This is a genomic window from Halorientalis sp. (assembly GCF_028275115.1).
Classification (GTDB): domain Archaea; phylum Halobacteriota; class Halobacteria; order Halobacteriales; family Haloarculaceae; genus Halorientalis.
Genome location: NZ_JAQCNH010000027.1, coordinates 44,563 through 57,018, shown reverse-complemented (window position 1 = coordinate 57,018; position 12,456 = coordinate 44,563). Strand labels below are relative to the sequence as shown.

Sequence of the window (12,456 nt, the reverse complement as noted above, 5' to 3'; positions counted from 1 at the left end):
TCTCGACGGGAATCACCGTCGTAACCACTCGTGAATTGGCATCGGCGAACGACCGGGACTCCCGGCGGACGGCTGGCCAGCCGGCGCGTGTTCCGGGGTCCATCTTTCTGGTACCCCTACCTCAGTACTGCGACCCAACGCTTTTGAGACAGATAGACACAGATACACTGATGCCAGATAGCGACATGAGTTTCTGGGGCTGGGGCTACACCGAGAAGTTCCCGGACGAGGCCGAGCGGGACGAACTCGCGACCCGGATGGAGACCATGCTCGGCTTCCCCGAACGCCCCCGTCTGGACCCGCCAACTCTCTCGGACGTGTCGATTCCCGAGTCGTCGGTGTCGGTCCCGGACCACCTCGCCGGGGTCTGTTCGACCGCGACCGAGGACCGGATTCGCCACACCTACGGCAGCGGGTACCGAGACCTCGTCCGCGGGTTCCACGGCGACTTCTCGTCGGCTCCGGACGTGGTGGCCGAACCCGCGGACGGTGACGAGGTCCGTGCCGTTCTGGACTGGGCGACCGAAGCGGCGATTGCGGTCGTCCCGTACGGCGGTGGCACGAGTGTCGTCGCCGGCGTCGAGTGCGACCCGGAGGGTGACGGGTCCGGCTACGCCGGCGTCTGCTCGCTGGACCTCCGGGAGATGGACCAGGTGCTGGAGGTCGACGCTCACTCCCGCACTGCGAGGATACAGGCCGGGGCGACCGGCCCGGAGATCAACGACCAGCTCCGCGAACACGACCTCCAGTTGCGTCACTACCCCCAGTCATACGAGTTCTCGACGCTGGGCGGGTGGATCGCGACCCGCGCTGGCGGCCACTTCGCAACCGTCTACACGCACATCGACGACTTCGTCGAGAACGTCCGAATGCTCACCCCTTCCGGCGAGTTCGAGTCGCGCCGTCTTCCCGCGTCCGGTGCCGGGCCCGACCCGAACCGGCTGGTCCTCGGCTCTGAGGGGGCGCTCGGCGTCATCACCGAGGGCTGGCTCCGCGTCCAGCCCCGCCCGTCATATCGTGCTCGTGCGACCGTCCGATTCTCGGACTTCGAGGCGGCGGTCGGCGCGACCCGCGAAATCGTCCAGGCACGGCTCTACCCGGCGAACTGCCGCCTGCTGGACAGTCGAGAGGCGATGCTGAACGAGGTCGCGATGGACGGCAGCCACGTTCTCGTGCTGGGCTTCGAGTCCGTCGACCACCCCGTCGACGACGACCTCGCCCGTGCCCTCGAAATCGCCGAGGACCACGGCGGCAACGTCTCGGGCGACCCCAGCTACGAAGGCCCGCATCTGGACACGGACGACGCCGGGGACGACCGCGGCGAGGAGGCGGGCGAGTGGCGCTCGGCTTTCTTCGAGGCACCGTACAAGTTCAACGCGATGGTGAGCCTCGGGGTCATCGCCGAGACCTTCGAGACGGCCGTCACCTGGGACCAGTTCGACACCCTGCACGAGCAGATAACCGAGCAGGTAACCGAAGTCATGCGGGAGGAATGCGGCGCGGGCTTTCTCTCCTGTCGGTTCACACACGTCTACCCCGACGGGCCGGCACCGTACTACACGTTGCTGGCACCCGCCGACGTGGGGCGCGAACTCGAACAGTGGCGCGAAATCAAGGCCACCGCGTCTGACGTGATCGAGGAACACGGTGGGACGATCACCCACCACCACGCCGTCGGCCGGACCCATCGGGAGTGGTACGAGGAGGAGTCACCCGACGACTTCCGCGACGCGCTTCAGGCGGCCAAAGCGCGCCTCGACCCCGCCGCCATCATGAACCCGGGCGCACTGCTCGAGGAACGATGAGTGCGCTGACCGCCGTCGTCCAAATCGGGACTGCCCCGCCGCTGGGTGGCGGCCTCGAACCCGCCGTCGTCGCACACCTCTACGAGGCCGGTGTCCCTAGATTCCTCGCCTACGAAGTGACCAGCGGGACCGGGGACGACCCCGAGGGCGACGCTGGGACCGCGGCTGGGGGCGCCGAGGGACCTCACCTCACCAGGATTCCCGGTGCGTACGCGTCACCCATCGAGGACGACACGTCTTACCCGCTAACTGACCTTCTGCTCGGAACTCACAGGGAGGGGTCGGCGATCACCCAGCGGCTGGATACGCTCTCGCAGAAGGCAGCAGCCAACTACGGGCGGACGTTCCAGGAGATGGTGTTCGCCAGCGACGTCGAGTGGGGGTCGGACGGCTACGGGCGGCTGTTTGAGGCGCGCAGTCAGCTGGAGGCCCATCCCGTCGAGGCCGTCGTCGCCGTGGGCTTTCTCCCCGGTGTGAGCGACGAATCGCGGCTAGCTATCGAGGAGAACCGCGACCGCCTCGATGGGCCGACGCCGCGGCTGACCGCCGGGCCGGGTAGTCGCTGAATCCGTCTCGCCACCGCGTGTCGCGGGGCGAGGGACTTAGGTGGGGGCGGTCCGAACGCCGCTGCATGGACGGGCGGCTGCCGGGTGTCGACGACGACTCGCCGGAGCAGGTCATCTGTCACGTCGACATGGACTGTTTCTACGCCGCCTGTGAGCGACTCCGGGAGCCAGCGCTGCGGGGTGAACCGCTCGTCGTCGGGATGGGCTACGAGTCCGGCGAGACCCACGGTGCAGTCGCCACCGCCACCTACGAGGCTCGTGAGTTCGGCGTCGAGAGCGCCATGCCCATTTCGCAGGCGCTCGAACTGCTCCCCCGCAGAATCGACGCCGTCGACGACCCAGAGGTAGACCCCAGCGAAGCGGGATTTTACCGCACGGTCGACATGGAGTATTACGAGTCGGTCGCCAGCGAGGTCAAAAGCGTCCTGCACGACACTGCGGACACGGTCCGGGAGGTCAGCATCGACGAGGCCTATCTGGACGTGACCGGCACGGTGGACTGGGGCGAGGCCGCGGCGTTCGGACAGACGCTCAGAGACCGGATTGAAAAAACGGTAGGAGTCGTCGCCAGCGTCGGGATCGCGCCGGCGATGAGTGCGGCTAAAATAGCCAGCGACCACGACAAGCCCGACGGCCTCGTGGTCGTCAGACCCGGCGAGGTCCGCGAGTTTCTGGCCCCGCTCGACGTCGAGGAAGTCCACAACGTCGGTCCCGTCACCGCCCGTGAACTCCGGTCGATGGGTGTCGAGACGGCCGGCGACCTCGCCGACGCCGACCCGGAGCGCCTCGAGGACCGCTTCGGCGGGCGCGGCCGAGAGATCTGGTCGTACGCCCGCGGCGAGGACGACAGAATCGTGGAACCCGTCGGGAAGCCAAAGAGCCTCTCCCGGGAGTCGGCGTTCACCGAGGCAACCGACGACATCGAACGCAAACGCGAGCGCGTCCGGGCGCTGGCCGGCGACGTTGCCGAACGCGCAAAGCGCGAGGACGCGCTCTACCGGACCATCGGAATCAAAATCGTCACACCCCCGTTCGAGGTTAATACCCGCGCGGAGTCGCTCCCGGGTCCGGTGGAAGACGCCGGCCTCGTCGCGGAGGTGGCGCTCGAACTCCTCAAAGAGTTCCGCGACGCCGACGTGCGGAAAATAGGCGTTCGGGTCTCGAATCTGGACTTCTCGAACGCCCAACAGGCCAGTCTCGACGGATTCGAGGGCGACGATTCGGGAGCGACCAGCGTGCGGGAAAACTACTCGCTGGGCGAGTTCCTCGCGACGCAGGACGACGAACGCGACGACGCCGACCCGCGGGGACAGACCTCGCTGTCCGAGTTCGAGGAGTGACGGTACCAGTCGATTGATTACTCGCCCTCGTCAGGGTGAATACATGGACCCGGACGACGTGCGCCAGGACTGGGCCGAACGCTCCGGCCGGTTCTCGCCCATCTACTACGCGAAGATCGGTCCCAACGAGGTGAGCGAAACCATCGGTCGTGTCCTCGGCCATTACGCGACCGACGACGCGAACGTTCTCGAAGTGGGGTGTGGCTGTGGCCGCCACCTCGAACACCTTCGCCGGCAGGGATTCGAGAACCTCGCTGGCGTCGACATCAACGAGGACGCCTTCGAGGTGCTGGCCGACCACTACCCCCACCTCGCCGCGGCGGGAACCTTCCACACCGGCGCCCTCGAAGACCGGCTTCCGAGGTTCGACGACGGGGCCTTCGACGTGATATACACGGTCGAGACCCTCCAGCACGTGCATCCCGACGACGCGTGGGTGTTCGACGAGTTCCAGCGGCTCACGACCGACCTGCTCGTGACCGCCGAAAACGAGGGTAACGGCCCGGACCGCGGTCGCGGCGAGACCGACGTGAGCTACGTCGACGACGAGTTCCCGCTGTATCACCGCGACTGGAAACGGGTGTTCTCGGACAGGGGGTTCGCTCAGTTGATTCGCGAACCCACAGAACGGGATACGATTCGTCTGTTCCGGGTCGTCTGAGTCACGGGAACGGTCGCTGGACCGGCGGGCTCAGCCCAGACCGCTCTCGAGATTTTCGAGCAGTTTGCCGACGAACAACCCCATCCGCGGCGAGAGGGCGCTCCGCTCGGTGGTCGTGGCCGCCGGTTCCGACGGATGTGTCCTGAGCATCTCCACGAACGACTCACCGTGGGTCATGGCTTCGGTCATGTCCACCACGTCGACGATCATCCCCTCGTCGGAGGTGTCGAGGTCATCGTAGTACTCGCGCTCCCAGTCGGAGTACTCGATGGTCCAGGCGTGGCCGCCGACGGCGTCGACGATCCGGTCGAGGGCGCCGACCTCTAGCTGTCCGTCGTCGGTCTCGACGTAGACGGTCCCGTCCTCGACGGTGGTTTCGTGACGGCGCATGGTGAACGACTTCGGTGTAACGTTTTCTCACCACTCGGTAATATGGGTTCGGCCCGTATCGGCCGCGGGACTCGCGTCTGACGGCTGGCTGACTGACGATTATGTCGCCGCGGTGTGAGTAGACGACAAGCGATGGGAGACGAGAAAGAGAGCATCACTGTCGCCGAACTGAGCGACGGCCCACCGACCGGCACCACCCCGGACCGGTCGGTCGACTTACCGGTCGTCGAGATTCTGACCGGGCGCGGCTTCGTCACCGGCAAGAGCGGGAGCGGGAAGTCGAACACCGCCAGCGTCATCGCCGAGAACCTGCTCGACGCCGGCTTCGGTATCCTCATCGTCGACATCGACGGCGAGTACTACGGCCTGAAAGAGGAGTACGAGATACTCCACGTCGGGGCCGACGAGGAGTGCGACATCCAGGTGACGACCGAACACGCCGGCAAGATAGCCTCGCTGGCACTGGAGCAGAACGTTCCCATCATCCTCGACGTGTCCTCGTTCCTCGACGAGGACGAAGCCGAGACGCTGTTGACCGAGGTCTCGAAGCAGTTGTTCGCCAAGGAGAAGAAGTTGAAACAGCCGTTCCTGATGCTCGTCGAGGAGGTTCACGAGTGGATTCCGGAGAAGGGGTCGGTCACAGAGGCCGGAAAGATGCTCATCAAGATCGGCAAACGGGGCCGCAAACACGGACTCGGGATGGTCGGAATCAGTCAACGGCCGGCCGACGTAAAGAAAGATTTCATCACCCAGTGTGACTGGCTGGTCTGGCACCGGCTGACTTGGAACAACGACACGAAGGTCGTCAGCCGCATTCTGGGCAGCGAGTACGCCGAGGCCGTCGAGGACCTGGGCGACGGCGAGGCGTTCATGATGAACGACTGGACCGAACGCGTCCAGCGCGTCCAGTTCCACCGCAAGCAGACCTTCGACGCCGGTGCGACGCCCGGCTTGGAGGACGTGGATCGCCCCGACCTCAAGTCCGTGAGTTCCGACCTCGTTTCAGAACTGGAGGCGATCAGCGAGCAAAAACAACGCACAGAGGACCGTGTACAGGAACTCCGGGAGCAACTCGACGAGCGAAACTCCCGAATCGCGGAACTGGAAACGGAGTTGCAGGACGCCCGCGATATGTCACGCATGGCCGACCAGTTCGTCGACGCCCTGCTCGACACGGTCAAAGGGGTCAACCCCGGCCGGACAGAGCAGGAGCGGATGCGCGAGCGACGGCGACTGTCGACCGGCGACCCGCCGGTCGACGAGGCAGGCGACTCGAGCGTCGCGGACGCCCCCGCCGAGGAATCGAACGGTAGTGCCGCCGATGGGGAGTCCGCCCTCCAACCGACGCCCGACTCCGGTGAGTTAGCGAGAACCGAGGCCGACGGTGCTGCGACGGCCACGACCACGACGTCGTTTTTCGATGGTCCGCCCGGTGGGGACGGTGCGGCGGAGGTGGGTGGCGACCGAAACGGCTGGGGCGACGGCGCCGACGACGGCGACGTGGCAGCCGCGATGGCCACAGTCGGTGACGAGGACAGGGCCGTCGACGGCGAGTCCGGCGATGCTGCCGGAGTCGACATCGCCTCCTGGCCCGGCGAGATGCCGCCCGACGAGGAAGCACTCGTCGAGCAGTTGCGGCAGGCCATCGATACGATGCCGCCGAAGACCTGCGGCATGTTACGCTACTACCGGGCGGAGGGGCCGGCAAAGCCGCTCGACGCGTTCTTCGCGGGCGGCGGCGACGGTGACCGCACCAGCGCATACGCGCACAACCGAACCCTTCGAACCCACGGCTACATCGAACACGTGGGCCGGGGCTACTACGACTACTGCCTGTCCGACCTCGTCGAAGCGGAGGCCAGTCGCCAACACGACGCCGAGGAACGCGACGCGCTCGTGGCCGCGGTCGAGGCAGCGTTCCTGAACTGACGTTCAGGACACGACGTTCTCGAGGCAGTCGAGATAGCGGTCGGTGAACGCCGCCGCGGCGTCGGTGTCGAACCTGTTGCGGTGGTAACGGCCGGTCACGTGGACGGTCCCGTCGACGGTCCCGACGCCGATACCCACCGGGCTCGGGGTGATCGAGGGCGGTGAGAACCACAGGGAGGGGTCGTCGTCGGGGGCGAATCCCGGAAGCGGGTCGGGAATCCGACCGAGATTCGACAACACCGCGGTGTCGACGAGCCGACGGCCTGGTCCGTTCAATAGCTCCGGAAACCGCTGTTTCAGGCCGACGGGTGTCCCGGGCGGGACGAGTTTCAGCGCCTCGTGGGGCACTGTCGCCCGGTCGCGGTCCTTGATTCGACGGGTCTGGTCGACGACCGTCTGGAGGGTCGTCCGTGGGTCCTGCCGGTCCCGTTGCCGGGTGGTGATGCTGTCGAAAGCGGTGAACATGCCCACCACGTCGTAGAACCACTTCCTCGGACGCAGGTTCAGCGGCATCATCACACTGATTTTTCGTGCCATCTCACCGTGATTCCGGTTCCAGGTGTCGACACAGCGGTGAAGCGCCGCCAGCATCGTGTCGTTGACCGACGACCCCTCGGGGCGCTCCTGCATCATCTGTGCGGTCAGGCCGTCGCCGAGTCGTCGCTGCTCGAAGAGCCAACCGGCCGTGTCGACACCGCCGTCGCCGGCGACCCGGGTCGGCGACTCGACCGCGTTCGCGATGTAATCGAGGGCGTCGCCGAGCAGACCGAGGCCGATAGTTGGACCCGGCGAACTGGCGTCGTCGACCGCGTCGCGGGCCGTCGTGAGGGCCACGGGGTCGGCGAGATCCTCACCGCGGTAGGCACGGCAGAGCGAGCGGGCGAACCGTGCGCCGCCCACACCGTCTACGGCGACGTGATTCGCACAGATTAGCACTCGGTCGCCGCCGCTCTGCCCATCGCCGCGGTCGACGAGTAGCCTGAACGGCAACTCCTCGGTCGGGTCGAACGGTTCGTAGTAGAACCGCGACCGATCGGTCGACGTCAGGCCGTCGGTTACGGTGAGAGTGTCGGCCGGGAGTTGCTCGATAGCGTCGGGAATCTTCCACCGACACCGAACGTCCATTCCCGAGTGGGGTTGCTGGTGTGCCCGAGCGAGCGGATGCGTGTTGCAAGCCGTGATGACGGCCGCCTGGAGCCGGTCGGCGTCGATACGTGCCGTGGTCTCGACCTCGAACTGGACGTTCCAGGGACCGTGTTTGCGTTCGATGTAGAATATCGCTTCCTCCAGGGGCGTGAACGGAACCGTCTCGGTCATCGGTCGCTGGTCACTGACAGGTTTCTCGGCTTGGACTCTCATGTAGCTGTGCCCTCACATGGGCGGCCGACCCCGGTCAGACGACCGGTTCGACGAGGTTCTCAAGTGCGGCCCTCGGGTCGTCGGCCTTCGCGACGCCACTGGCGAGCAGAACGCCGTCGGCACCCAGTTCCTTTGCGGACGCGAGGTCCTCACCCGAGGAGATTCCGGCCCCACAGAGCACGTCCACGGCGGCGTCGACGGCGGCCGCGGCATCGACGGCGTCCCGGACGATGTCGGGGTCGGCTTTGCTGACGGGTGTTCCGGTTCCGATCAGTTCGGGGGGCTCGACGGCGACGGCGTCCGGGCCGAGTGCCGCGGCGGCGGCGACTTGGTCGGGATTGTTCGCGCAGGCGATGGTTTCGAGGTCCGTGCGGTCGGCGGCGGTGAGGCCGGCGTCGAGTCCCGCGAGTCGGAGCCGGTTTTCGGAGTGGTTCAACAGCGTGCCGACCGCGCCCGCGTCGGTGGCGGCTTCCGCGAGCGTCGACCCTGTGTGACTGCCGTGGTCGACTGGGCTGATGTGCTGGGCCCAGGTCTCGACGCCGGTGCCGGCCACGGCGGAGAGGTGTGCGGCCTGCGGTGCGATAGCGATACGGACACCCGTGGACTCGCTGACTTCGTCCGCCGCGGTTGCGACTGCGACCGGGTCACACGGGTACGCTTTCAGGTTGACGAGGACGAACATAGCGGGAGGGCGACCGCAGCGTCAATAAAGGATGGGAGTTCGGCACAGTGAGTCGGAGGGCCGTTTTAAGACGCCACAGCCAGTACCTCCGAATCGATACTCGTGTCAGCGTCAACTTCGGAGGCGACGGTGCTGGTGGCGGAGGACGAACAGCACCTCGCTGACCTCTACACCGACTTCCTGACCGAACATTACGAGATACTGACGGCATACGGCGGCGAAGCGGCGGTCGAAATCCTCCACGACGAGAGTATCACCGTCGACGTGGCCCTGCTGGACCGTCGGATGCCGGACCTCTCGGGTGACAAGGTCCTCGCGGATATCAACGAGAACGGCTGTGACTGCCGGGTCGCGATGGTGACCGCCGTCAACCCCGGGTTCGACATCATCGACATGGGCTGTGACGACTACCTCGTCAAGCCCATCGCCCGCGACGACCTGCTCGAGGTGATCCAGCGCCTGCTCAAACTTTCGGAGTACAGTGAGAAACACCAGCAGCTGACCTCGAAGAAGCTAAAACGCAATGTTCTCGAGATCGAGAAACCCGCCGCAGAGCTAGAGCGTAGCGAGCGGTTCGAGCGGCTGACCGGCGAGATACAACGGCTCGAGTCAGAACTCGACGAGATCGGTGAGGACCTCTCCATCGAGGACGTCCAGCGTCACATCTAGGAGTCCTTTCGCTGTACCACGTCGCCCAGCGTGTACTCGCCGTCACTGGAGCCGCCGCTCCACTCCGTGTCGTCTGCACTGCCGCCACCCTCGGTCAGCACGATGTCCAGCGCTCGCTCGAGTTTGGTCTGGACCGTGTCGCTAGGGAGCGTGTCGCCGAGTTCGAGTTTGCGGATGAGACTGGCCTTCTCGTTGAGCTGGTTTGCCAGTTCCTCCTGGTTCATGCCCGCCGCTTCCCGGGCCTCGCGTATCCGCTGGTCGTAATCCTGCGCCACCTCGTCCATCTGGTCGAACATATCACGACGACGACCGCCGCCACCACTCGAGGTGTTGCCCGTGCCGGAACTCGACGCGCCGCCGTCCGAACTGCCGGAGCCCGACCCCGAGGAACTGCTCGTCGAGTACTTCGTGGACGAACTGGAGCTCTCTTGGGTGCGGACCTCGGTGCCGAAGTCGGCACAGTCGTCGCACACGTCGAGCTCCGCCCCTTCGACTTTCACCGTGTTCGGCGAGGACGTGTCGGCCCCGCACATCTCACACTGGACCATGACGGATACTTTGCCACGCCCGCGTTTGAATGTTACCCCGCCGCGGTGGCGCGAGGAGGCCAGCTCTCACGAGGAGCGCCCTCGTTTCTCCGACGTGACCTGCGGACACGCGCCGAAAGCCACTGGTGTCCGTCGCGTCGAGGAAAGCGAGACGCTCCTCGTGAGAGCTGGCCTCGCGCGACCGAACTCGTGAGCCGTTCGACACGGTCACAGAGGGGGTTCAGGAAAGCGTCCGGAAGGCCCCGACGAACCGCTGGAGCGCCGTGAAGTGACCGACCACCGCGAAGACCACCAGCAACCACCCCGCCGCCGTCAGCCCGTAGAGTTCCGCAGGGATGACGAACGAGTACAGGGCGATCACACCGAGCAGCGCCAGTCGGTCCGCTCGCCCGAGCAGACCGCCGTACACCCGGTCTAGCCCGACCGCCTCTGACTGCGTGCCCAGGTAGGAGGTCATCAGCACGCCGGTGACGGCCGCTAGACCGAGCGGGTAGCGGTCGACACCCGCCGCCAGTCCGACGATCATCACGATGTCGGCGTAGCGGTCAAGGACGTGGTCCAGCAGGTCGCCGGCCTGTGAGTCCGTACCCAACTGTCGGGCCAGTGCACCGTCAAGCAGGTCCAGCCAGCCGTTCAGGAACACGAACAGCGCGCCGACGAGATACCAGGCCGGCTCCCCCAGTCCCGCCGGGCCGCCGCCGCCGAGATAGAACGCGGCGCCAGCAGCCCCCGCGAGGAAGAACGCGAGCACACTCACGACGTTCGGTGTGACGCCCAGCCGGGACGAGGCACTCACGAACGGCGTCAGGGCGCGGTCGGCCAGCGGCCTGAGCCTGTCTAGCGTCATATGTACTCGACGAACGAAACGGTCCCGGCGCTCGGTTCGCGCTCCCCCCCGATCACCCGCTCAATCTCCCGGGCGTTGCCCTTGGGGTCACGCTCGGTCGCGTCGACCTCGTAGACCGAATCCTCGCCGTGATGCTCGACCGCTTCCGCGAGGACTACGTCGAGCGCCTCGCTCTCGGCGTTCTCCTCGGCTTTCGCCGGTGGTTCGCCCCGTTCTATGAGCCGCCGTTCGAGTTCGTCGGGATGACAGCGCAGGACGACCACCCGGTCCACGTTCAGCCGATGGGCCAGATGTGAGTCGATCAGGAGGTCGTCGCGGTCGCCCAGCCAGTCGGCGACGGCCGCTATGTCGGCCACGAGGCTGTCGCGTTCCTCGTCCCGTCCGGTGGCGAGTCCCTCCTCACGGATGACCTCGTTCAGGTGGACGGGTTCGAGGTCGGACTCGACCAGGTCGGTAGCAGTCGTCTTGCCCGTCCCCGGCGTGCCCGTGACCGCAACTCTCACGCGTCGATCACCTCGTTCAGCACTGCCACCGCGCGTTCCATCTGCTCGGAGGTGCCACAGGTGATCCGCACGCAGCCGGGCAGGCCGAAACTCGAACAGTCACGGACGATAATCCCCTCGCGCTGGGCGGCGTCGGTGACGGCCTCCCCGCCCGTGGTCTCCGACTGCCCGCCGGCTGGACCGGCTCCCTCGCCCGCTCCGACCTCCGCCAGCACGAAGTTGCCCTGGCTCTTCCAGGTTCGGGCGTCGAGGTTCTCGTAGAGGTACTCGCGGGCCGTTTCGACCATCTCGACCGTCTGTTCGATGTGTTCGTCGTCGTCGAGTGCGGCCAATCCCGCCCGGCAGGTGAGTTCGCCCGTATCGAAGGGGGTGTGAATCCGGGCGTAGGCGTCGGCCCAGCTTTCCGGGACCAGCCCGTAGCCCAGTCGCATTCCGGCCAGTCCGTACGCCTTCGAGAACGTCCGGAGGATGGCCACGTCGTCGCGTTCTCGAACGAGCGACACCGCGCTCTCGACGTTCGCGAACTCGCCGTAGGCTTCGTCGACCAGGACCAGGGTGTCCTCGTCGGTCTCCTCGGCCAGGCGCTCCACCTCGTCCAGCGGCATGACCGACCCGGTCGGGTTGTGGGGGCTCGTGACGACGACGACCCGCTCGCCGTCGTACGCCTCCAGAACAGTGTCGGCCGTCTGAGCGAAGCCGTCGGCCTTCGAGAGCTGGTAGCTCTCGGTATCGCCGTGGTGGTAGCGGGCACTCATACCGTAGTAAGCGAAGCCGGGTTGGGGTACCAACAGCCGCTCGTCCGGGCGTAGGACTGCACGGGAGAAGCAATCGAGGACGCCGTCCCCGCCGTTAGCCAGCCAGATTTGCTCGGGCGCGAGGCCCCAGTCGTCGGCCAGGCGGTCGATCAGATCGGTGTGTGAACTCTTCGGATAGAGGTGTACGACGTCGGCGTACTCCCGGGTCGCGGCGACCGCCTTCGGGCTGGGACCCAGCACGTTCTCGTTCGAGGAGAGCTTCACTAGCTCTCCGGGGTCGAGTTCCAGTTCCCGGGCGACTTCTTCGATTCCCCGTCCTGCCCGGTATATCGAGTGGTCCGACAGGTCCCGTGGTTCCATGTCCGAGCAAAACGGACCACGATTATTAAGCCTGCTTGAACG

Annotated in this window: 14 protein-coding genes; 7 read left to right on the top strand and 7 right to left on the bottom strand. The window is 66.2% G+C overall.

What is annotated here, in order from left to right:
- Positions 1-170: 170 nt before the first annotated feature.
- The 4 genes from Q0964_RS04295 to Q0964_RS04280 all read left to right on the top strand — a co-directional run bounded on the left by Q0964_RS04295 (position 171) and on the right by Q0964_RS04280 (position 4,372).
- Complete coding sequence (locus tag Q0964_RS04295) at positions 171-1,805, top strand: FAD-binding oxidoreductase (protein WP_299263834.1); 1,635 nt, start codon at positions 171-173, stop codon at positions 1,803-1,805.
- A complete protein-coding gene (locus Q0964_RS04290; protein ID WP_299263831.1) occupies positions 1,802-2,371 on the top strand; it encodes a hypothetical protein in 570 nt (189 codons plus the stop codon). The genes Q0964_RS04295 and Q0964_RS04290 overlap by 4 nt, the downstream gene beginning before the upstream one ends.
- Positions 2,372-2,436: 65 nt before the next feature.
- Positions 2,437-3,711: a DNA polymerase IV gene (gene dinB, locus Q0964_RS04285; protein WP_299263828.1), complete on the top strand. Its 1,275-nt coding sequence runs from the start codon at positions 2,437-2,439 to the stop codon at positions 3,709-3,711.
- A 43-nt stretch (positions 3,712-3,754) separates the two neighbouring features.
- Positions 3,755-4,372, top strand: a complete 618-nt coding sequence (locus tag Q0964_RS04280; RefSeq protein ID WP_299263826.1) for a class I SAM-dependent methyltransferase — start codon at positions 3,755-3,757, stop codon at positions 4,370-4,372.
- Between the two features lie 30 nt (positions 4,373-4,402).
- On the opposite strand, the gene Q0964_RS04275 is transcribed toward Q0964_RS04280, so the two are convergent.
- Positions 4,403-4,762 (bottom strand): hypothetical protein, encoded by a 360-nt coding sequence (locus Q0964_RS04275; RefSeq protein ID WP_299263825.1) that lies wholly within the window; start codon positions 4,760-4,762, stop codon positions 4,403-4,405.
- A 132-nt stretch (positions 4,763-4,894) separates the two neighbouring features.
- On the opposite strand from Q0964_RS04275, the gene Q0964_RS04270 reads away from it, so the two are divergent.
- Positions 4,895-6,691, top strand: a complete 1,797-nt coding sequence (locus Q0964_RS04270) for an ATP-binding protein (protein WP_299263824.1) — start codon at positions 4,895-4,897, stop codon at positions 6,689-6,691.
- 3 nt (positions 6,692-6,694) lie between these two features.
- On the opposite strand, the gene Q0964_RS04265 is transcribed toward Q0964_RS04270, so the two are convergent.
- On the bottom strand, positions 6,695-8,050 hold the full coding sequence (locus Q0964_RS04265; RefSeq protein ID WP_299263822.1) for a hypothetical protein: 1,356 nt from the start codon (positions 8,048-8,050) through the stop codon (positions 6,695-6,697).
- Between the two features lie 34 nt (positions 8,051-8,084).
- Positions 8,085-8,732 carry a triose-phosphate isomerase gene (gene tpiA / locus Q0964_RS04260; RefSeq protein WP_299263820.1) on the bottom strand — a complete coding sequence of 216 codons (648 nt, stop codon included), beginning with the start codon at positions 8,730-8,732 and terminating at the stop codon, positions 8,085-8,087.
- Between the two features lie 102 nt (positions 8,733-8,834).
- Between tpiA and Q0964_RS04255 the strand changes: the two genes are divergently transcribed.
- Entirely contained in the window at positions 8,835-9,401 is a 567-nt protein-coding gene (locus tag Q0964_RS04255; RefSeq protein WP_299263818.1) for a response regulator transcription factor, read from the top strand.
- Here Q0964_RS04255 and Q0964_RS04250 read toward each other — a convergent pair.
- Positions 9,398-9,901 (bottom strand): multiprotein bridging factor aMBF1, encoded by a 504-nt coding sequence (locus tag Q0964_RS04250; RefSeq protein WP_475405424.1) that lies wholly within the window; start codon positions 9,899-9,901, stop codon positions 9,398-9,400. The two genes, Q0964_RS04255 and Q0964_RS04250, sit on opposite strands and share 4 nt — an antisense overlap.
- On the opposite strand from Q0964_RS04250, the gene Q0964_RS18610 reads away from it, so the two are divergent.
- The gene (locus Q0964_RS18610) at positions 9,792-10,142 is read left to right on the top strand and encodes a DUF8138 family protein (protein ID WP_475405439.1); all 351 of its coding nucleotides are present in this window, start codon (positions 9,792-9,794) and stop codon (positions 10,140-10,142) included. The genes Q0964_RS04250 and Q0964_RS18610 overlap by 110 nt on opposite strands.
- Before the next feature lie 27 nt (positions 10,143-10,169).
- Here the strand turns inward: Q0964_RS18610 and Q0964_RS04245 are convergent, their stop codons facing one another.
- From Q0964_RS04245 to hisC, 3 genes are read right to left on the bottom strand one after another with little or no spacing between them, the layout of a single operon-like run.
- Positions 10,170-10,796 carry a CDP-alcohol phosphatidyltransferase family protein gene (locus Q0964_RS04245; protein WP_299263815.1) on the bottom strand — a complete coding sequence of 209 codons (627 nt, stop codon included), beginning with the start codon at positions 10,794-10,796 and terminating at the stop codon, positions 10,170-10,172.
- Positions 10,793-11,299 (bottom strand): adenylate kinase family protein, encoded by a 507-nt coding sequence (locus Q0964_RS04240; protein WP_299263813.1) that lies wholly within the window; start codon positions 11,297-11,299, stop codon positions 10,793-10,795. The genes Q0964_RS04245 and Q0964_RS04240 overlap by 4 nt, the downstream gene beginning before the upstream one ends.
- Entirely contained in the window at positions 11,296-12,414 is a 1,119-nt protein-coding gene (gene hisC, locus Q0964_RS04235; RefSeq protein WP_299263811.1) for a histidinol-phosphate transaminase, read from the bottom strand. The genes Q0964_RS04240 and hisC overlap by 4 nt, the downstream gene beginning before the upstream one ends.
- Positions 12,415-12,456: the final 42 nt, after the last annotated feature.